At 66.3% G+C, this 19959-nt stretch carries 21 protein-coding genes and 1 pseudogene; 10 read left to right on the forward strand and 12 right to left on the reverse strand.

Going from position 1 to position 19959, the window contains the following annotated elements; all coding sequences use genetic code 11:
• Window positions 1–3: 3 nt before the first annotated feature.
• The 3 genes from OG927_RS09660 to OG927_RS09670 all read left to right on the forward strand — a co-directional run bounded on the left by OG927_RS09660 (window position 4) and on the right by OG927_RS09670 (window position 3173).
• Window positions 4–1728 (forward strand): alkaline phosphatase D family protein, encoded by a 1725-nt coding sequence (locus OG927_RS09660; RefSeq protein WP_124282515.1) that lies wholly within the window; start codon window positions 4–6, stop codon window positions 1726–1728.
• A 108-nt stretch (window positions 1729–1836) separates the two neighbouring features.
• A complete protein-coding gene (locus OG927_RS09665) occupies window positions 1837–2295 on the forward strand; it encodes a DoxX family protein (protein WP_124282514.1) in 459 nt (152 codons plus the stop codon).
• A 233-nt stretch (window positions 2296–2528) separates the two neighbouring features.
• Window positions 2529–3173: a DedA family protein gene (locus OG927_RS09670; protein WP_164494200.1), complete on the forward strand. Its 645-nt coding sequence runs from the start codon at window positions 2529–2531 to the stop codon at window positions 3171–3173.
• Between the two features lie 16 nt (window positions 3174–3189).
• Here the strand turns inward: OG927_RS09670 and OG927_RS09675 are convergent, their stop codons facing one another.
• The 5 genes from OG927_RS09675 to OG927_RS09695 form a co-directional block, all read right to left on the reverse strand.
• Window positions 3190–3411, reverse strand: a complete 222-nt coding sequence (locus OG927_RS09675) for a DUF2277 domain-containing protein (protein WP_056784870.1) — start codon at window positions 3409–3411, stop codon at window positions 3190–3192.
• A gap of 41 nt (window positions 3412–3452) precedes the next feature.
• Entirely contained in the window at window positions 3453–4802 is a 1350-nt protein-coding gene (locus OG927_RS09680; protein ID WP_330319985.1) for a DUF1254 domain-containing protein, read from the reverse strand.
• A gap of 1 nt (window position 4803) precedes the next feature.
• A complete protein-coding gene (locus OG927_RS09685) occupies window positions 4804–5061 on the reverse strand; it encodes a hypothetical protein (protein WP_330319986.1) in 258 nt (85 codons plus the stop codon).
• A 177-nt stretch (window positions 5062–5238) separates the two neighbouring features.
• On the reverse strand, window positions 5239–5583 hold the full coding sequence (locus OG927_RS09690) for a hypothetical protein (RefSeq protein WP_209470604.1): 345 nt from the start codon (window positions 5581–5583) through the stop codon (window positions 5239–5241).
• Window positions 5584–5588: 5 nt separating this feature from the next.
• On the reverse strand, window positions 5589–5804 hold the full coding sequence (locus tag OG927_RS09695; RefSeq protein ID WP_056784883.1) for a hypothetical protein: 216 nt from the start codon (window positions 5802–5804) through the stop codon (window positions 5589–5591).
• Window positions 5805–5991: 187 nt separating this feature from the next.
• Between OG927_RS09695 and OG927_RS09700 the strand changes: the two genes are divergently transcribed.
• Both OG927_RS09700 and OG927_RS09705 read left to right on the forward strand, forming a co-directional pair.
• Complete coding sequence (locus tag OG927_RS09700) at window positions 5992–6528, forward strand: hypothetical protein (RefSeq protein WP_330319987.1); 537 nt, start codon at window positions 5992–5994, stop codon at window positions 6526–6528.
• A 241-nt stretch (window positions 6529–6769) separates the two neighbouring features.
• Window positions 6770–7309: a flavoprotein gene (locus OG927_RS09705; protein WP_307840667.1), complete on the forward strand. Its 540-nt coding sequence runs from the start codon at window positions 6770–6772 to the stop codon at window positions 7307–7309.
• Window positions 7310–7408: 99 nt separating this feature from the next.
• Here the strand turns inward: OG927_RS09705 and OG927_RS09710 are convergent, their stop codons facing one another.
• Window positions 7409–7729 (reverse strand): hypothetical protein, encoded by a 321-nt coding sequence (locus tag OG927_RS09710; protein ID WP_242413185.1) that lies wholly within the window; start codon window positions 7727–7729, stop codon window positions 7409–7411.
• 1060 nt (window positions 7730–8789) lie between these two features.
• Here OG927_RS09710 and OG927_RS09715 point away from each other — a divergent pair.
• From OG927_RS09715 to OG927_RS09730, 4 genes are all read left to right on the forward strand, one after another.
• Complete coding sequence (locus OG927_RS09715) at window positions 8790–9062, forward strand: hypothetical protein (RefSeq protein WP_056784896.1); 273 nt, start codon at window positions 8790–8792, stop codon at window positions 9060–9062.
• A gap of 93 nt (window positions 9063–9155) precedes the next feature.
• Window positions 9156–10064, forward strand: a complete 909-nt coding sequence (locus OG927_RS09720; RefSeq protein WP_330319988.1) for a helix-turn-helix transcriptional regulator — start codon at window positions 9156–9158, stop codon at window positions 10062–10064.
• Window positions 10061–10549: a hypothetical protein gene (locus OG927_RS09725; protein ID WP_330319989.1), complete on the forward strand. Its 489-nt coding sequence runs from the start codon at window positions 10061–10063 to the stop codon at window positions 10547–10549. The genes OG927_RS09720 and OG927_RS09725 overlap by 4 nt, the downstream gene beginning before the upstream one ends.
• Before the next feature lie 24 nt (window positions 10550–10573).
• On the forward strand, window positions 10574–10696 hold the full coding sequence (locus OG927_RS09730) for a hypothetical protein (RefSeq protein WP_330319990.1): 123 nt from the start codon (window positions 10574–10576) through the stop codon (window positions 10694–10696).
• 672 nt (window positions 10697–11368) lie between these two features.
• Here the strand turns inward: OG927_RS09730 and OG927_RS09735 are convergent.
• Window positions 11369–11917 carry a DUF6313 family protein gene (locus OG927_RS09735; RefSeq protein ID WP_330319991.1) on the reverse strand — a complete coding sequence of 183 codons (549 nt, stop codon included), beginning with the start codon at window positions 11915–11917 and terminating at the stop codon, window positions 11369–11371.
• Between the two features lie 372 nt (window positions 11918–12289).
• A pseudogene (locus tag OG927_RS09740) lies at window positions 12290–12451 on the reverse strand (SAM-dependent methyltransferase); the annotation flags it as partial.
• A 910-nt stretch (window positions 12452–13361) separates the two neighbouring features.
• Here OG927_RS09740 and OG927_RS09745 point away from each other — a divergent pair.
• Window positions 13362–14891 carry a ParB N-terminal domain-containing protein gene (locus OG927_RS09745; RefSeq protein WP_330319992.1) on the forward strand — a complete coding sequence of 510 codons (1530 nt, stop codon included), beginning with the start codon at window positions 13362–13364 and terminating at the stop codon, window positions 14889–14891.
• 1055 nt (window positions 14892–15946) lie between these two features.
• On the opposite strand, the gene OG927_RS09750 is transcribed toward OG927_RS09745, so the two are convergent.
• The 4 genes from OG927_RS09750 to OG927_RS09765 all read right to left on the reverse strand — a co-directional run bounded on the left by OG927_RS09750 (window position 15947) and on the right by OG927_RS09765 (window position 19944).
• Window positions 15947–16912 (reverse strand): HNH endonuclease, encoded by a 966-nt coding sequence (locus tag OG927_RS09750; RefSeq protein ID WP_330319993.1) that lies wholly within the window; start codon window positions 16910–16912, stop codon window positions 15947–15949.
• A gap of 204 nt (window positions 16913–17116) precedes the next feature.
• Entirely contained in the window at window positions 17117–18604 is a 1488-nt protein-coding gene (locus OG927_RS09755) for a hypothetical protein (protein WP_330319994.1), read from the reverse strand.
• 498 nt (window positions 18605–19102) lie between these two features.
• Window positions 19103–19477: a hypothetical protein gene (locus OG927_RS09760; protein WP_330319995.1), complete on the reverse strand. Its 375-nt coding sequence runs from the start codon at window positions 19475–19477 to the stop codon at window positions 19103–19105.
• Window positions 19474–19944, reverse strand: a complete 471-nt coding sequence (locus OG927_RS09765; RefSeq protein ID WP_330319996.1) for an NUDIX hydrolase — start codon at window positions 19942–19944, stop codon at window positions 19474–19476. The genes OG927_RS09760 and OG927_RS09765 overlap by 4 nt, the downstream gene beginning before the upstream one ends.
• Window positions 19945–19959: the final 15 nt, after the last annotated feature.

Genomic DNA, 19959 nt, shown 5'->3' on the forward strand with positions numbered 1-19959 from the left:
CACATGGCCGGGCTACGCCTGGGACCACTGCTGCGGTACGTCGACTGGGAGACCGGCTCCCGGGCCACCGTCTGGGTCGAGACGACCCGTCCCTGCACCGCGGTGGTCCGCTGCGCCGACGGGTCGTCGGGCTCGTCCCCCACCTTCGCGGTCGAGGGGCACCACTACGCGCTGGTCGTGGTGACGGGGCTGACGCCCGGCTCGTCGACGGCGTACGAGGTGCTGCTCGACGGCCGCCGCGCCTGGCCGCTCGAAGGCTCCCGCTTCCCACCGAGCACGATCACCACCCCCGCCGTGCCGCAGCCGGAGGAGGCCGGACCCGTCCGCATCGCCTTCGGCTCCTGCCGTTGGGCGGCTCCGCCCGCCGGGGGGCACGACCTGTCCCCGGGCTCTCGGCTGCGCTCGAGCGAGGAGGACGCCATCGGCCCGGACGCCCTCGACACCCTGGCCGCACGGCTCGCCGCCGATCCCACCGCCGTACGCCCCGACGTGCTGCTGCTGCTCGGCGATCAGGTCTACGCGGACGAGACGTCCAAGGCCACCCGGCAGCGGATCGCGGCCCGGCGCGACCTCGGGGAGCCACCCGGGGCCGAGGTCGCGGACTACGAGGAGTACACCCACCTCTACGACGAGTCCTGGCGCGACCCGGACGTGCGGTGGCTGCTGAGCACGGTCCCCAGCTGCATGATCTTCGACGACCACGACGTCATCGACGACTGGAACACCAGCGGCGCCTGGCTGGAGGACATGCGGCGCACGCCGTGGTGGCACGAGCGGATCGTCAGCGGACTCATGTCGTACTGGGTCTACCAGCACCTCGGCAACCTCTCCCCCGACGCCCTGGCCGCCGACCCCCTGTACGCGGCGGTGCGCGCCGCGCCGGACGCCACCGAGACGCTGCGCCGGCACGCCGCCGAGGCCGACGCCGATCCTGCGGGCACCCGGTGGAGCTACCGGCGCGTTTTCGGCCGAGTACGGCTGCTCATGGTGGACACCCGTGCGGCCCGTGTCCTGGACGAGCAGGAGCGGTCGATGCTCGACGCCGGTGAGGCCCGCTGGCTGCGCGACGAGGTCCTCACCGACCGGGCCGCGTACGACCACCTGCTCATCGGCACCTCGCTGCCGTGGCTGCTGCCGCCGCTCGTCCACCACGCGGAGACGTGGAACGCGGCGCTGTGCCGGGGGGAGCGCGGCGGCCCGGACGGGCGCTGGGCGCGGATCGGCGAGAAGGTGAGGCGCGCCTGTGACCTGGAACATTGGGCGGCGTTCCCGGAGTCCTTCCGTCAGCTGTCGGAGCTGCTGCGGGAGGCGGGCCGCGGGCCCGGCGCCCCTGCCACGGTTTGCGTGCTCTCGGGTGATGTGCACCACGCGTACGTCGCGGAACCCCGCTGGTCCGATTCCGTCCCGGACGACACGAGCGGCGCACGGATCCTGCAGCTGACCTGCTCTCCCGTGCACAACTCGATCCCCGCCACGATAAGGGCCGGCTTCCGCCTGGGCTGGAGCAGGGCGGGCCGATGGCTCGGTCGCGGGCTGGCCCTCCACGGGCGGACGGGGGCCGCACCGATGGACTGGCGCAAGACGGGCGGACCCTGGTTCGGCAACCAGCTGATGACCCTGACCCTGCATGGCCGGAAAGCTGTTCTGACATTGGTTCAGGCCAGAGAAAGGCCGACGGGGGCACAGCTGGAGACCGTTCTGGAACGCACGCTGACGTCGAACGGATGAACGAGTTTCAGCCAGTCACGGAATGTTGAACTTGCAAGCAATCATGAGGCGTACCTAACGTGTGGGGCCCGCTCGGTTCACGTCCCCAGACCGAAGGAGCCACCCCCCATGTTCATACGCTTGGACAAGGCCCAACCCTATGCACTCGGCCTCTTCCGTGCCGTCATCGGTTTCCTCTTCGCCTGCCACGGCGCCGCCTCTCTGTTCGGCGTCCTCGGCGGCGCCATGGGCGGCGGCACCGTCCCCGCCGGCACGTGGCCCGGCTGGTACGCAGCCGTGATCCAGCTCGTCGGCGGCACCCTGGTCGCCCTCGGCCTCGGCACCCGCCTCGCCGCCTTCATCGCCTCCGGTTCCATGGCGTACGCGTACTTCAAGGTTCACCAGCCTGAATCGCTGTTCCCCCTGCAGAACGGCGGCGAGGCCTCCGCCCTCTTCTGCTGGGCGTTCCTGCTGCTCGTCTTCACGGGCCCGGGCGCCCTGGCCGTGGACCGGCTGTTCTCCTCCCGCGCCCGTTCCACGCACGAGGGCGAGCCCCGGCGCGAAAAGGCGTCGGCCGTCTCGGTCTGACCGGCCCGCCCCGCTCCGCACCCACGCGCCCCGGCCGCCGTAGTCACAGGCGGCCGGGGCGTACGTGACCTGCACGACATCGCCGGCCCTCGGGCGAATACCGGGCGAACCGCAGGCGTATTCTGGAGAGTCGGCCCAGCCGCTCCTGCCGCTCCCCTGCGACGTCGCGGCGTCGACACATCGATACGTCGCTACGTCGCTACGGAACGGGGAGTAGGAAAGTGCTCGAGAGTATGGGTGCGCTGACTGGCAGCCCATGGATCTACGCGGTGGTCGCCCTCTCGGTACTCCTGGACGTCCTGCTGCCCGTCCTGCCCAGTGGGGTCCTGGTGATCGCGGCCGCCACGGCGGCAGCGGGCACGACCACCGTCACGGCGACCGCCGGTGAGGCCACCCGGCAGGTCCCGTCCCTGCTGGTGCTCGTCCTGAGCGCGGCCACGGCCTCGGTGCTAGGCGACTTCCTGGCCTACCGCCTCGCCTGGCGGGGCGGCGAGCGCCTGGACCGGGCCATCGCCCGGTCCCGCCGCCTGACCACCGCACAGGCCCGCCTCGGCGCGGCACTGAGCCGGGGCGGCGGCGCACTCGTCGTGATCGCCCGTTTCGCCCCGGCCGGCCGCTCGGTCGTCTCGCTGGGCGCGGGCGCCGCCCACCGCCGAGCGAAGGACTTCCTGCCGTGGTCGGCACTCGCCGGAGTGGCCTGGGCCGGCTACAGCGTGGGCCTCGGCTACTTCGGCGGGCAGTGGCTGGGCGCGACCTGGCTGGGCACGGCCGTCTCCGTGCTCGCCCTGTTCCTGGCGGGCGCCCTGGCAGCACTCGTCGTCCGGCGGCCCGCCCGCATACCGGAGGCGGTACCCGCCGGGGTCCCGGCCGGCCTCTGACCGCACGCTCCGCGGCTCACGCCCGGGCGGCTCCCCGCACCTCCAGGCCGTCCAGCAGACGCCGGGTCGCCTCCGCGATCTCGGCGACGGCGCGGTCGAAGACCTCCTCGTTGTGCGCGGCGGGCGCTCGGAAGCCGGACACCTTGCGCACGTACTGCAGGGCGGCTGCTCTCATCTCCTCCTCGGTGGCCTCGTCGGGGATGGCGGGCGGGCGGAGGGTCTTGATACTGCGGCACATGTCTCCAGTGTGGACCGCGCCACTGACAAGGGGCCCGGCTGTCACACACCCTCGACCCGCTCGACGGCCGGGATGACGTAGGTCCCGTCGAGAACCGCCTGCTCGGGCAGGTGGAGCCGCATCACGGGCCCGAATCCCCCGGCGGGCGCCGGCAGCCAGTTGGCCGCACGGGCGGGATCCGCCGGCGGATCAGCGGACAGGTGGAGGGTCAGCGAACCGTCTGCGTCGTGGACGAGTCCCGGCGTGTGGTCGCCGATCGCGTACCGGTCGACCGGATTCGCGACCAGATGGTGTCCCGGGGTGTCGTACATGGTCACCGACCAGAACGCCCGGACCGGCGGTGGCTCGGCCAGGCGCAGCACATAGCGGTGCGCACCGTCGAGCGGGCGCCCCCGGGAGTCGTGGGCGGTGTGCGCGTACACGGCCTCGTACCCGTGGGGCGTCCACAGGGCCTCCCGCGCCGCCACCGCCCTGACCAGATACGACGCCTCCCGGTCCGCGGTCTGCCACTCCGACGGGCCGATCGTGCCGACGCCGTGGCGGTCGAGGCCGCGGTCCCCCGGGTGGGGACGCACCTCCCACGCACCCGGCGGCCCGTGCGCGGCTTCCTGCGAGCGGACCGCCTCCTCCACCCGCGATCTGCCCAGCGCAAGCCCTTCCCCCAGCGCACGGACGAGCCGGGGCCCGGCCGACACGTAGGGCGAGGGCCCTTCCTCCAGGAGTCCCAGGGGCTGGAACCGGTCCTGATAGGCGCGGTCGGGCGCGGCGGGCGGGAAATCGGCCGCCCACACCCGGAGCTGCTCGAAGAAGCGCAGGGCCTCCGGTACGTCCGGGTCGGGCGCGGGCAGTCCGGTACGGTGCGCCCGCGCGCCCAGGTGCGTCAGGGTGAGCTCCTGCTGCAGCGCGCGCACCCGGGGCAGGTCCCGCGGGTCGGCGCACGCGATCCGCCCGACGAGGGACACCACGGACGTGGGTGCGTCGATCACGCCCGCCACCCCGTCGGGCACCGTCCCGGACCACCCGGGCGGCACGACGAGCCATTCCCCCTCGCCCGTGCCGGTCGCCCGGCTGCCGAGGTAGGTGAAGGAATTGCTCCACGTGTCCACGAACTGCAGCACGTAGTACGCACCGCCGGTGTCGGGCACGTGCAGCCGGACCGGGCCGCCGGACAGATCGAGCTGAGCGAGCGCCTCGACGAGGTCACTCGCGCCCCACGGGACGCGGGCGGCCGGTGTGGCCGGCCCCTCCGCGTGGGCGAAGTCGTTGAAGGGCGCCGGCCCCAGCACCCCGAAGCCCTCCTGGAGGCCGGCCTGGACCGCGCACAGCTCGCGGACCAGCGGCGACCCGTAGACGTACGCGTCGGCGGCGAGGAGGGCCGTTCCCGGTCCCACGTCAGACGGCCGCCTTCGAGCGGTCCGTGCACAGGGCCCGGAGCGGGACGGTACCGCTCGCTGTCGCGACGGTCGCCCCCGGTGGCAGGTACGGCAGCCGGCCGGGACGCAGCCCCGGGCCCGGGCCCGCGGGGTCGACACCCATCGCGCGGGCCCTCGGGGAACGACGCGGGACGCCGGGGCCGGACGGCAGCGGCTCACCGGGGACGGCCGATCGCGGGGCACCGGAGCCGGGTGCGGACGGTGCTGACGAGGCCATGGCTTCCTCCACTCGACGGACGCTTCACGGCGGCCCGGCGGAGTCCGGGGGTGGTCGGGCCCCGCGCGACGGCTTCACCCGGACGTCAGGAAGGCACCGGTGCGCCGGGGCGGGGCCGCCGCGGACGCCTCCCGGACGCGGCGCACGCGCGACGCTCTCGGGGGCGGTGTACGCCCCTCAGGGAGCACCGACGGTCACCACCTGTCCCTGGGCGTCCACGGTGAGGGCGATGCGCTCGACCTTGTTCGTCGCGGCCAGCACCGCCCATACGAGGCCCCACGCACAGCACGAGAAGACGGTCAGGAGGGCGTGCAGCACATGGTTGAGCGGCTGCCCCCGCACGAGAACGGCCTGGCTCCCCGACCGGGACTCAACCCGCCACCCGGCGGCGATCCGCCGGCTGACCACCCAGTCCAGGATGAGGCCGCGCTGCGCGGCGTCGGGCTCCGCGCCACCGGCTCCGTAGTACCCCGGAGGCGGCTGGATGGACACCTCGCCCCGGGGGGCTCCACGCGGCTTCATGGGGCTCACCTCCAGGTGTCGAGGTCTCCGCCTCGCCACTCGATCAACTCCGGCTGATCCAGGTCGATCTCCTCGGCACCGTCGGCGAGCCCGGACCGCCGGAGGAACGCGGCCACGTCCCCGCGCCCGTGCGCGAGCCCGACGATCTGCCCGCGCACGGTCACCCGCCGCCCGCCGGACGGCGAGGGCGGGTACACGATCACATGCGGATGACCGGACATGCCTCCACGGTCCCCCGGCCCCCGGCGGACCGCATCCCGGGAGCCTGCGGCGCCGCCGGTCCGCGTCCGTCGACGGTCCCTTCGCGCCCGATCCCGGGACGCCCGGACCACCGAACGGGCAGGATGGACCGGCCGCGTACAGAGCAGCGGCCCGACTGCCGGGCGGGCAGCGACCTCAGGGGGAACAGTGGGCCGGCACGACGCAGAGGACGACCGTGAGAAGTGGGCGCAAGAGGCCTATGCGGTACTGATCGACGTAGCGCGGACCTACCACGCCGTCATCACCTACAAGGAGCTGGGGGAAGAGGTGCAGCAGAGGTCCGGCATCCACACCCGGTCCCTGCTCCACAACTGGATCGGTTCCGTCCTCGCGAAGGTGGTCCGTGAGGCGCACCGGAGGGGTGACCCCCCGTTGACCGCACTGGTCGTGCACAAGGACGACGGCATGGTGGGCGTGGGCTACAAGGAAGTTCTTGAGATCGCCGGGCAGCCGCCCCTGCAGGGGGTGGAGGAACGCGAACGGCACGCTGCCGAAGCGCGGTTCACGTGTTACCAGAGGTTCGGTGCGACGCTCCCTCCGGACGGGGGAAGGCCGGCGCTCGCCCCCAGGTACCAGGCAGCCGTCGAACGTCGGCGCAGCCGAGCTCCGGAGCCACCGCCGCGCGTGTGTGCGGGGTGCTTCGTCCAGCTGCCGGCAACCGGCGTCTGCGACTCCTGCGGCTGAGCGACCGGGCCGCCGCGCCCACGGGGGTGTGCGTCCACGGCATCCGTGTCGGTGCCTGTGTGGCCTCGGAGCAAGCCATCCTCCGGCCGGAGCGCTTCCCCGCACCGCAACCCCCTGCTCCACGGGCGGCCTTCACCGCTCCGGTCATGGCGCGTCTCTGCTGTACTGCTGGTCCTGGAGACGCAATCGACGCGGGGGCGGTGGGACTGTGCGGGCATACGACCGCGGGGTACTGGGAGTCGTGGGCTCGGCAGCCGACGGAGTCGAGCAGCTGCGCTCCGGGCTCGTGGAGCCGGCCATCGCCCTCGGCTGGCAGGTGGCCGTGACCCTGACACCGAATGCCGGCCGATGGCTGAGGGCGAACGGCGAGCTGGACCGGCTGGAGACACTGACCGGCCTGCCGGTTCGGGATTCACCGCGCCTGCCGGCCGAACCCCGACCCCACCCGGTCGCCACCTGCTACGTCGTCGCCCCGGCCACCGCGAACTACGTGGCCAAGCTCGCCACCGGCATCGCGGACAACCAGGCACTGACACAGGTGAGCGAGGGCATCGGCACCCTCGGCGTCCCCGTGGTGCTGTTCCCTCGGATCAACGCGGCGCACGCCCGCCATCCGGCGTGGAAGCAGCACATCGGGGCCCTGAGCGCGGCGGGTGTGCACCTCGTCCACGGACCGGACGTGTGGCCGCTCCACGAGCCCCGCGAGGGTCCGGCGGCTCAGCCGTTGCCATGGCGGGCGATTCTGACGTCCCTTCCCGGCGGCGGTCGGACGGGCTCATGACCCGCGACTGCCGAGCCGGCGGGCTCATCGCCGCAACCTGCGCGATGCCGGTCCGCGCCGGCGGTCATCCCGCCCGCCCGGGGCCGCCGCAGTACCGCTCTACTCGCCATCGCGCTGCCGCTCCTCCTGGACGGCCGGGGCAGGCACGGAGTCCGAGCGCCGCTGCCGCGCCACGAAGACCGCCGCCACGACCGACACGACCAGGAAGAGCAGGGCGCTCACACCCGACATGACCGCCAGCAGCGCGGCCCCGCCGCCACCGACATCCTCTTCCCGTGCGACGACCTGCGGGTCGTCCGCCTGGTACCGGACGGTCAGCCGCGTGCCGACAGAGTCCTTGCCACCGCCACTGCCCGTCGGCAGGTCCGCAACCACGGTCCGCCCGGCCGCCTCGAACCTGACCTGACACTGACCCGCCATGCATGCACCCCGCGTGTGCAGCGTCCCTCGAGCCCGTTCGCCGTCCGCCAGGGAGCGCAGGTGCTGAGCCGCCGGGACCATCACCAGCGCCGACAACGCGCCCAGCAGCAGTGCCAGCACCAGACATGCGACGAGAGACGTACGAGGACTCAAGCCGCCTGTGGACGCGTTCCGCTCATGCGCACCGGAGACGCCCCCGCTTGCCGTGTTGTTCAAGTCCCCCACCCCTTGGTTCCATTGCCGCGACGTCACGCACCCGCCCCACCTCTGGGCTCCGTCTCGCCACCGCCCTGCTGGCAAAGGTATGCGGCGGGTCCGGTTGGCATCATGGGGTGATGTCGGCACTCCGGTCACGGTCCGGCTGCCTGCTGTCGGCAACGAAGGGGACGATCCCTCTCCTGCGGTTCCCGTTCGGGCACCAAAGGCCTCGTTCCACGACAGCCGCGCGTCCCGCTCGTGTTCCGCATCGCCTCCGGATCTGCGCGGACCCCGCGGCGCCGGCCCTCCCGGAAGATTCCGGCAGAAGCCGGTGCCGGTGCCGACCGCTGCCCCATGGCACCCCGACGGGCGGGCGTAGACCCTCGCGCCCGCCCCTATCCGGAGCAGGTGCTGACAGGTACGAATATCAACCGGGTCGGGTGACACTTCGGTTCAATTGCCCGAGTCACTCGAGAAGTAGACCTCTTCATTTCGAACTGGCACGGTCACCGCACTCCTGATCAAAATGATCAACACTTACTCGCCATATCGTCGGCGGAATCCCGCCAAGACGGCACGCAATCAATCGACGCCCGCGTACACAACCTGCGCGAATCTGGCACGACGACCGCGTTCTTCCGACGAGATGTCCGCCATTTGGAGTATCCTGCCGACGTCGGAGCGTCACCACTCCGATAGATGAATGATCTTGCCCTCGAGGTTCGTTCGTCACTTCATGCGGCCGGTACCAGAGGAGCGCAATCTCCAGTGACCCACGCTCGCCCCAGCGTCAGAGTTACGCGGATTGCGGGGTTCCGGCCATATGCCACACCCGCCGCTCACAGCCGGGGGCGGTGAGCGGATGGTGGGACGCGAACTCAAACCGTCGGAGCACCCGAAGAAGGACGTGCGACACGTCCTGGAGAAGTGGGCGTCCCAGGGCTGGGTAGTCCGCAAGGAAGGACACTGGGGCAAGCTGTACTGCCCCTGCGAGGGCCTGTGCACGGCCATCCCGATCGCGGGATCACCCCAGAACGAGGGGGCGCACGCCCGCAAGGTGGACCGCCTCGCCTCGCGCTGCCCACTCCCCCCGGACGCACCGAACCGGAGCCTCACCGGCAGAGCGCGGGATTGAAGCGCGACCACCATTGCCCATCTTTGCCCCTATTTCACTGTTGACGAATGACAACAGCTCTGGGATGCTGACGCCACGACTAGGGGGCACATCATGGACTTCGACCTCACTTTTGTTGTCTCGGGAGTGACCGTTGATGACGATGCTGCCGTAGACGTACTGCTTGAACGGTGCGACGCGCTACTGGCGAGAGCCGGCGGCGTCGACCTGTTGAGTGTCACGTGGTCGGGCGACTCCGCCGTTCAGGCCGCTTTGGAGGCGGCAGCCGCAGCGCATGCCGCAGTGCCGCAACTGCACGTGCGCCGACTGGATCGCGATCTCGTGGGGATCCACGAGATCGCCGACCGCACGGGCCGTTCCCGGCAGAATGTCAGCCAATGGGTGACTGGGACCCGCAAAGCCGGCGGGGCACCGTTCCCTGCCGCCGAGGGAACGGTCGGGCGGTCACAGGCATGGCTCTGGACCGAGGTCAACCATTGGCTGTCCGAGCACAGCCTCGACGACGGCTCCACGTACCCCAGCCGCAAAGAGATGACGGAAATCGACTTCGCGCTGGCGAACGCGGTTCGCCTGGCCTTCCGATACGCAGAGACATCGGGCTTCACGGAAGGTCGCGAGCGGGTAATCGACGAGCTGCACAACAAGCACATCCCCGGTTTCCTGAACTTCCTGTCGGGACTTGACGGCACGATCGATGAACTGGGGCAGCACATCCTCATCGTGGCCGACCAGCACGAATCGGCCCGGGGTGTGATGGAGTGCGTCTCGAGTTTCCAGCACGACGTCGTACTCGTCACGTCAACGGATCAGTTCACAGCCATGATTCTCTCGACTCGCCGCCTCAGTGGTCCGACCAAAATCGTCGGAGTTCCCGAACTCGCGTCGGTCAGGGACTGGCTGCGCCTGGTTCAGGACAACCCGCAGGCAGCATTCGCGCTCGAGGCAGCCGAGGCCCTTGCGAAGGTGCCGCCCATCCAACGCCGCTTGGCCATCGCCGCGTGAGTGACGAGCCCTTCGACGAGGAACCTGCCGAGCACCACCGCTACCGCCGCTACCTGCAGGACCTGGAAGACGTCCCGGAGGCGGACGAAGCCGCCCTGGTGGCCACCGTGCTGCGTGACCCGGTCTCGTCGATGGCGGAGGCCGCGGTCAACCGCCATCTTGAGTGCCGGGCTTCCAAACTGCTGACCGACCCGGCGTTCACCGCCTGGGCCCGCAGCATGGCCACGGTCATCTGGGACCGTCCCTTCCTCACCCGCCGTCTGCGCGAGTGGACCCTGCTCAGGGCAATCGCGCGGGACGAGCCGTGGACCGCCGAGGAAGTCACCACCGCATCCGACTGGTTCCAGCGCACAGCATCGGCCGCACAGATCGTCACCTCGGCCGAGGCCCTCAGGCTGCTCGCTGAGCGGGGGCGAAGTCGCCGCGTTCGCAACGCAGCAAGCCGCCGACTGCACCATCCGGATCAGCAACCGACCGTGGGCTGATGCAGCGAGTGGGGGACTCCTTCAGTGCCTACCTCACAGATCTACCAGCACCTGGTGAACGGCCGTGACCAGGTGATCGCCGCGCACGTCGACGGCCAGATCAGAAAGGTCCGGCCGGCAGAGCCCGGCGACGCATCTGGCACGTGACTGGCACGACACCTCTCCCTGCCCCCGCGGCTGAGGAACGAACAAGGCCCAGGCTCCCGGTTCTGCACCGGTGACCTGGGCCTTTGTCGTGCTGCCTATGGGTGGGCGCGGACGGTTTCGAACCGCCGACATCTGCGTTGTAAGTTCGTCCGGGCGCGAGGCGCACGTGGAGACCACTTTAGAGGGCAGCCCCAGACGCGCCTCGCGTGAACGTCTATGACTGCACTCGTGTGCAGACGTTGCCGTCAAGAAGTGCCGTCACGTCCGGGGCTGTTCCCCTTCGCCTCCTAGCGATGCAAGGTCAGAAGGGTGGCTCACGCCGTCGCCGCGGCTCCCCCGGTGGATGATCGGGGTCGGGTGGCGGCTCGGACCCAGGAGGCCGGAACGGCAGTTCCGGACCTTCTTCTGGTCTCGACCAAGTCCTCCACCAGGCAGTAGGCCCGCTGGGAAGTGACTGCCGGTCTGCCAGCTCCGGGGCCGGTGCACCTGAGACAACAAGCAGATCCAACAACATTCTTCGCGTCAGGGCTTGGTCAAGGTGCTCCGCAACACCTTCCGCTCCCCACCGAACCACAAGTTCCGCCGCCCTTGATAGGCCTTCGGCTGAGGCACCAGGGAAGGCGAGAGCGAGAGACGCCCTCACGATCTCAACTGCGTCTTCTGCCCGCACGCCTAGCGCCTCCGCTCACACACGATGCAAATACCCATCTGGGCGGTTATCACCAATGCTAGGTGCGCCGTGTCTTTGGCCTGCTTCAGGCATTCGTGTCGGTCCAGGTGAGCAAACTGCTGAGTGGAGAGGACATCACGTATGAATACCTCCCAGTGGTCTTGTGCTCGGCTCCAGTCGTTCCGATGGGCTACCCGCACCCAGGCATCAACGAAGTTCTGCTGCGCGTAGGTGCCGTGGAAGTATCCGCGCAGGTCAGGAATGCGGCCAGGCGGCTTGAGCCGCTGCCCCCAGGTGCGTCGACGGAATAGCCTCTCGGTGGAGATGGCCTTAACACTGCTGATGCGCTGCGCAATAACATGGCCAGCGACGCCACCGATAATTGCCGGCACGAGCAGCCAGCCGAGGAGGGACGGTAGCCAAAGCGCAAGGCGGTCAGGCGGGTCAATGAGTGTGAAGGCTCTGTAGACCGCTTTGGCTGATGTCGTACTAGCTGCGTACATGAAGAGAAGCGTCGCGCCGAAGGCAAGCGGCACGCCCCAGTCGATCACCCACTGAGTCAGACCCTTGAGCGCCTTTCTCGACCGCCTGACGCGGCGCAACTTCCCCACAAGTCCGCCCTTGCCAGGAGCCAGTTTGAGGTCAGGCGGAATCGGAAGTGGTCCCCCGGGCACAGTTTCCCCCGATCTGCTGGGCACGCAGTAGTGCAGCTGATGCTGCGGCGTGCCCTGGTGAACGGGATTCTGCATCAAGAACGGGAGCTAAGCCAACTAGCCAAGGAATGAGGGGAGTCGGTCGCACCATTCTTGCGAGGAGGCCGCCGTCACTCGCTTCCGGCTGGACTTCCGCCTGCCAGGACTCCGGGCTTAGGCATGGTTCATCCAGTGCCGTAGACGGCCCGGCGCCATGGCCCCGTCCGCAGGTCAGGGCCATTGGTCGGCACTGCCGGCGGGAACCGTACCGACGGCCAAGAGGTGCGAGCTGACGGCGAGGAGTTCCGGGTATGGCTCTGCCATACGGGCCGCGTCCATGGCTGAGGCGATCAGCTCATCCGTGGGACCTTCGCCCGGCTGCTGCTCCTGGCCAGTGAGCTTCCAACGATCCGGGCAGTCACGGACGGTGTTCTACCTCGTGCCCACAAATCGCCTGTGCGCCGCCTGCGGAACCCGAACTCGTGGGGGAGGTTCCACCCGGCGCAGGGCGATACCGCCGGACGGCTGCCGTCACCTACTACCGTCAACGCCCCCGCAGCGGCTCGCTGCGGGGGCGTTCTGGCTGGTGGGCGCGGACGGTTTCGAACCGCCGACATCTGCTTTGTAAGCCTGGCGTCGAGCGTGGATACGTCCTCGCTGGTCGTCGTGCGTGCCACGTGTCGAGCCTGCCGCCGGGTGTCAGCCTCGCAACGGGCTCCGAGTGTCCGTGGTTGACCGCTTGATCTGGCACGGATCTGGCACGAGAGCACGCCGAACTGAGGCTCTACTCGACGATGTTGCTTCGGTGCCAGGCGAAGTATGGGTATGGGACCCGGTGTTCGCTGTACCCGCCGACCGGGGTTGCCCGCGAGCTGGTCGGCGGCTTCCTTGAGCGCGGGGTGCTCGCCAACCTTGCCGCTGACAGCTACGTGGCCAGTTTAAGAGCGCCTGCCGTTGTCGAACATCATGCCGAAAGCCGGTCTGCCACTTTCTTGGGACTCAGCCCTCCTTGCACGAGATCGAGCGCGAGGCCCACGAGGAGACGTCGGCCGGCGAAGCCGCCCGGCAGACGCAGGCGACTGCAGTTGCCGAGCCGGGCTCGCTCAGATCCTCGGCCCCTCGCTTAACTGCAACGTTTGGTCCACGGCCAGCGGTACACGTCGAGGAGGCACGCCCACGTCTGTTGCCTCCGGGAGGCGGCCTCCGGCGCTACCTATAGAAGCTGCGTCAAATTAGAAGCCCACTGAGTCTGTCGCTGCTAGCATGATCGCCGGGTGTAGTCGAGAGTGGCTGGGAGCAGCGAATGCGGATTGAATGCCTACGTTCTAGCATCTCAAGCGGGAACAAGGTCTTCCCCATCTACATAGGGTTCGCCTCTGCAGCAGAAATCTCAAACATCGCAGTTGCTCCCGCTTTTACGCGGCAGACCGACCATCAGCAGATCGCAGCAAATATTACCGCGCAGCCCGTCCGAGATTGGCAACGCCCAATTAACCATGATCGCGTTGCGCAGATCGCCGAAGTTTTCGACGACTCAGGCGCAATTATGCCAAATCCAGTGCTACTAGCAAAGAATGCTTTCACCTCTGGCATCGAAATTCGACCCAAGCGTATTGATGCCACCTCGTACAATACGGGGACTTATATCGTCGAGGTACGAGATGACGTGAAAGACCCTACCCAAAAACCGCTCTGGATTCTTGACGGACAGCACCGGATCACCGGACTCAGTAAATCTGCCCAGTCTGGAGACCCTGTTCCTGTCGTGCTCCTCCTAGATGATGGAAGTAACGCCTATAGCAGCCCCTTGCTTGCAAACCTGTTCGCTCAAGTGACAACAGCAGCTACGAAGCTGGACGAGCTGCACAACGAATGGCTAACCTACGCTTTCGACTTGGGGAAATATTCACCGAGTCGAAACTCTAGCGACGCCTCCAAGCGTGCCTTTGAAACTGTTGTCGAACTGTGCCGCACCCCTACATTTCGCGGCGAATCGAACCCGTTCTTTAATAACGTTCAGTTCAACGAACACAGGACGGCGAGTCCAACTTTTGGAGGATTCGCGTTCAAGTGCAGCGCGCTCGGCGATTTGATTAGTCGTCACTACTACAATCAGCCCGTGCAGAACCGGGCGCACCTCAACCCATCCGAACTCGCGGCAGAATTGAGTCACGCCTACATTGCCCTCCATCAAACCGTAGGAAATCATGCTACGTCGGTTTTCTTCGGGAAGGGACAAAGCCAACAGGCCATCATGCAAGAGGCATTTCTAGTCGGCACCCTAGCGCGGAACCTGGCCTATGGATCGACGGCAGATTACTCATCCCTGCTGCAGGATCTAAAATTCCAGAACACGAACTGGGACTTTTCGTGGGTTCGCACTCTCAGTGGCCCAGCCAACACTGTCAGCAAGCGAATTGCTCGAAGCGTCCTCGAAGACGCACTGGTTTATGGCAAACTCCCCGAAGCCAGCGGAAACCTGGCTGATCACCTTAAGGGGAACGGGGCCGCTGTCGTTCTTACCTTCAGCGAGCTGACGCCAGCAGGCCGCCCGGCCAAGCAGGGGAAAGAGCAGTACAAGATGCTGCGAGGGGCCACAGGAAGCCATAACGCGGGGACGACAACGCATGTAAAGGTGACCGGGCAGACCTCCAACGTCGGCGATTACGAGATCCTGGATGCGAAAACCATCGGTCGCCCATTGCGCTATAAGGAGATGGAAGGGAAGGGTTTGCATTTGAGTAGCAACTATGCAAACCCGCTTGAAATCGTGGTGGTGATGAAACACTACGGCGATTTGTCCAGTCAGTCGGAGTTGCAGATCAACTGGTGATCGACGTAGAGATTATGCGTCTGCGTTTTCAATGCGCCTTCAGCTACTTAGAGACCGTAAATCAACTTGATGGTATTTCAGCTGAAATGTGGGAAGTCCGCTACGCGGACGCATGCGCTCGCCGATCCCTACCCTCAGCGTTGGCTCTCATCAACCCACTGGTCACCCCTCTCTCGCGGGAGGAGTGGGCGAAATGTATCGGATCCCGTTCGTTCAGCGTCGTTCGCCCGAGAATTACTCGTTGTGCATCGCGCCTCATATGGGGGTACGACTGTCCAAGACTGCATGCGACTCATCAGATTGATCACTTTTGGCCCTACAGTCTAGGTGGCCGAAGTGCTGTAGAAAACGGGCTTTGGCTTTGCGAGGTTCATAATCGAGCAAAGTCGGATGATGTTCATTTCTACGCCTGGGAAGAGGAGGGATTTCCCTCCTGGCTCTCCATTACCCTTTCTCGTATTGAATCCCACTTGGGGTGAGAGCTTGAACATTTTGGTTGCCGTGGCATCTCCCGAACTGCTCGGGCAAATTTGATCTTATGCGCGCTCGGAATATTCTAACAAGCATCGGCGCTGGCGCTGTGCCACTGGAAGTCAGCAGACCACGCTTTTTTCGCTTGCGACAACACTCAACTGTGGACCGCAGCACCGATCTGTTGTGGAGGGGCTTCTGCTCGTCCGAACTGGGCAAGGCAGATTCGTATCCGCTTTATAGGACCCATGCCCGGCAGCGACTCGATGATGTCGGCCTGAAGGGATTGGGCCATTGGTCGGGTTCACCAGGGTCGTCGCCGCCTACTTGGAAGTGAGCGATCACGGCGTGTGCCGGAGACGTCTCCGGCCAGTCGAAAGGTACGTCCTGCATGGCAGCATCTCCCCGTGCTCTGACGGCCAGCGTCCGTCCCGGGGATCTGCGCGGGCTGCGCTTGGGAGACACCTGTTTTGTAAGTTTGACCGGAGGTAGTTGAGCGCCCTGTCGGGCCCTACCTCGGCTGCCGTCCAGGGTTCTTCGGGGCTACCGTTGTGCGCCGTCGTTGATGGGCATTGAATGTCAGCTCACGGGTTCGGCATCTGCTCGTCAGCTGCCCTGCGCGGTCGCGTCAAAGCCGCCGCGGCCCGCCTGTCGTCTGCATGCTTCTGCTCTATCGAGGCGCTCAGCTCTCCAGGAGTCGGCCATGGCGCACGCCGGTGGATCATGCGGTGACAGTTGGCGCAGATGAGGGCGAGATCGCTGAGCTTGGTGCGGCCTTCCCCCGCTACGTGGAGGGGAAGGGCGTGATGGCACTCGATGTACCCGGCACCGCGGTCCCCGTAGATCTTCTCGAAGTCGAAGCCACACGCCTCACAAGCGAGCTGTCTGCCACGCTGAAGAACAGAAGCGATCTTCTTCTTGCGCAGGCTCTTGTTCCGTTCACGCGCCCTGTGCCGGCGCATGAGCAGCCGCCCCTCGGGCGCGCTGAAATCGTCGCCAAACTCCTCGTCCTCAGTCGGCGCGAAGGACTGCAATTCGCCGGTCGTGATGCCCTGACGGATCAGCCGCGCGGCCTCGGTCATCCCCTGTGGCCGGGCAAGGAACTCGTGCAGCACAGCGACATCCAGCGCGCCACCATTGGTGGGCTTCCCTCGGTACTCCGGGTGGCGAGTGGCGATGTCGAACGTCTTGCGTGCGACACCGTTGGAGTTGCGGAACTTCTCGTTGCGGTCCACCTCCGCGAAGATGGGAAGCAACTGGAGGAGGGCAGACTTCTTGATGGCCTTGACCTGGAAGCCCACTCGCTTGAGCCATGCCGCGGCATGATCCTTGCCACCACTGAACTCGACCGGCTTGAGGGCCCGCCCCTGATCCCACTTGTGGGCCACCCCGGCAACGGCCTTGGAGTCGTACTCCTGGCCCTCGTGCACCAGGACGTAGGACCGCGCCTCCCCGAACCCATACTTCGACAGGAATGCTTCACGCCCCAACTCGTCATGCTCCGCCAGGACCTTGAGCACGGACTCCCGCGTGATCGCTCCTCTTTGCATAGAGGGATCGTAGGGCCGAGCACTGACAACACCCTCGGCGTCCAACAGACGCACCGTCGTGGCGCACAACCTCTTCGTCCCGACGGAGTGCTCGCTGGCCCTGGGTTGCTGTGTCTGTCACCTGCACTGATGGTCCGCTGACGTCCACAGTTGTTTCGCGGTTGCGCGTCGCGGTTGTCACGCAATTGGACACTCACCCGGACCTCAGCTGACAAGGAGCTTGTAGCGCTCACGCAAGATCGGGTAGTCCACCACACGCGGAGGAACCTCGGGCTGCTTAGGCGGCCCCCCTGGAGGAGTCCAATTGATGGCAGTCTTGACCTCTTCCACCAGCTGGGACATGTCGTCGTCGTCCAGGGCTACGACGAACCCTCGGCGGTCGAGGGCGGTGTCGCGGCACCGGGCCAGGAATCGATCCTTATTCTTGAATGAGCGGCACGCAAGAATTCCGAACTTCCCTCGCAGCGGAGAGAAGCGAGATGAAAGCTGGTCAAGCTCCGGATTGTTGACTTCGTGCCCGTAGTTCTTGCATTCGACAAAGATATACTGCCCAGGAATTTTGTGGCGAATCAGAAATTCGAAGAATCCGTCTTTCGCGTTGTTCGTGTAAGTGATGTCGATCCGCTTGCGGCCCTGGTGGATCTCGTGTTCCATCTCAGGCATGATGAGCGACGGATAGAACAGCGCTGTCAGGAGTGCCTCCACACGTGCGTGATAGTTATTCGCCTCGGCGTTCCCGGTCGGAGTTTCCAGTACAGCCTGAAGGAGTGCATCGTAGTCTGGCAATGGCGTGTTATTGGCTGCGCTTAGGTCTGCGTGGGACATCACGTCAGGCGCCACTTTATTTTTGATCTCTTTGAAGTTTCGGTAGACCGAAGGACGTACAAGCGTTTCGCGCCTTACGTCAGGCTTCTTCGTCCCGTATTTCCCTTCGATCTCCTTCTTGTACACCTTCCTCCTGCCGCCCTTAAGGACCCTGACTAGCTTGCTGCGAGGATCCGCCTCCTCCTCGGCCTGCAGCGTTGGCACCAGGTGATTGCTGTAGTAGTCCGACTGCGAAAGGTGCAGATCGCGGCGCACTATTACTTTTGGCACAAGGAGCAGCTTCTTGCCGTCCGGGAGTGGCAAATCGATGAGCCCATTCTCCCACTTGAGTTTTTGTGGATTCCAGACTGGCCCGCTGTCGACGCCTTTGATTAGAGGGATCCCAAGGGCGAGAGCCATCTGATGCGTGTACGCGATTAGGGGGCCTCGGATGATGTTTGTTGTGACGTCCGAGATTATGTCTTTTCCGACCTTATCAATAAAGAAGGCCGTGTCTTCCAGGTCCTCAATCAGCCCCGTCTTCGCGGCCTGGCTTTGCGCCAGCTTGGAGGCAAACTCCTCCCGCATCCATTTCCCGAAACCTCTTCCTGCGCTAGCCCCTATGGACATTCCTAGATGAGTCTCGTTTGGCTCCCCTAGGTTTCCGAGAAGGTAGTCAGCGCGAGGCTTGTCATTTTGGCGTACCGCATCGAGAACGCTGTCGAAGAACGTAGTGAGCATTCGAATACATTCTTTGCCCCAGTCATCCGAAAGGTGCCGGATTGTGCTCGGGTCAATGTAAACAGGAACGTCTTTCACTATGTCTACGTCGACGAAATCCAGCGTCCCTTGGTTTCGGCTGAGGCCGTAGAACTCTGAAACTCGCATGCTTCCCCCCACGGTACGCAGTACTGATGACCTTGGCGTACCCATGCGTTCACTCTGCGTAAACCATGCATCTCCGTGACACCTTAGGGAGCTGCACTCCCACCACTCACCCCAGCTCCCATCCCGTCCGCCTTCGACCCACACGTCGTGGAGCGGGCGTGGTTCAGGGCGTCAAGGTGGAGCGCGCCACTGTACGAACGACCTTGACGCCCTGGGCCGCGACTGCTCGGCTTGCCTGGGTCGAAGGTGGTCGGGATGGGAGCCCCCACGACGCTCACCACGAATCCGCCGGCACTCGCGAACGGCGCCGCATTCATCCCGGAGTCTGAGCGCCCCCGCCGGAGGCATGTTCTGAGCCGCGGATGGCTTCCTCGCTTCCACCCGCAGCACGAGCGCGCCGCCGGGCGCGGCCAGCCGGGGCGGAGACAGAGGCAGGCCGCGCCGCTGAGGCGGCGCGTGCCCGCGCCGTGCGCGGGTCTTGATGAAGTAGAGAAAGTCTTACCGCGCTTGTGGGCTTCGCTCGTCCTTGAACTTGTCCAACAGGTCGAAGAACAGGTCCAGGGCCGACGTGTCCGCTGCTTCTGCCGCCTTCGTTATCTCGACGGCCCACCCCACTGGGCTGCCGTAGCTACGGCCGAGCTCAGGCCACAGCCACTCCGCGAATGGTCCTTCGTGCTCGAAGTCCGTCACTGCCTGGGGGCCGTAGATCTCGGAGGCAACTCGGTAGCCGTACAGGATCGCCTGTAGTTCCAAGAGCGACCCTCCGCGTACGAACATCCCCGGTCTCATGCGGACTTGATCCAGGAACTCGTATATGTCGCGTCCCTCGCCGACCGGCTTGGCGCCTGTTGGCCGGCCAGGGTTCACGGTCATGCGGACTTCCCTAGGAGGTGTCGGCCATCGTGGCTCCGCACATGAGGGCCAGCCCCGTCCAGGGCGTCGAGTAGGCGGATCGCGTAGACCTCGGACATCCGCTCGGTGATCTGCTCCGGCGTGAGCCAGTCAACCGCGGTGGACTCGGATGACGTGCGTTCGGTGCCACCGGAAGGCTTGCATCGGAAGACCATGGCGACCACACCCCTTGTGGTGTTCTTGTAGACCCCGGTGAGCTCGTCGACCTCGACGTGAATGCCGGTTTCTTCCCAGACCTCGCGGCTGACGCCCTGCTCCGGGGACTCCTCCAGCTCCAGCACTCCGCCCGGCAGCTCCCATGTCCCGTTGTCCGCGCGGCGGATCGCCAGGAGTCGGCCGTCCTCGCGCACGACAGCCCCCGCCACGGACACACTGTGCTTCGGCGTTGACGGGGCTTCTTGGGCGCTGTTACTCATGTACAGGAGCATAGGAGAGTGAGTAGG

The sequence above is a fragment of the Streptomyces clavifer genome (genome assembly GCF_036345975.1).
Taxonomy (GTDB): domain Bacteria; phylum Actinomycetota; class Actinomycetes; order Streptomycetales; family Streptomycetaceae; genus Streptomyces; species Streptomyces clavifer.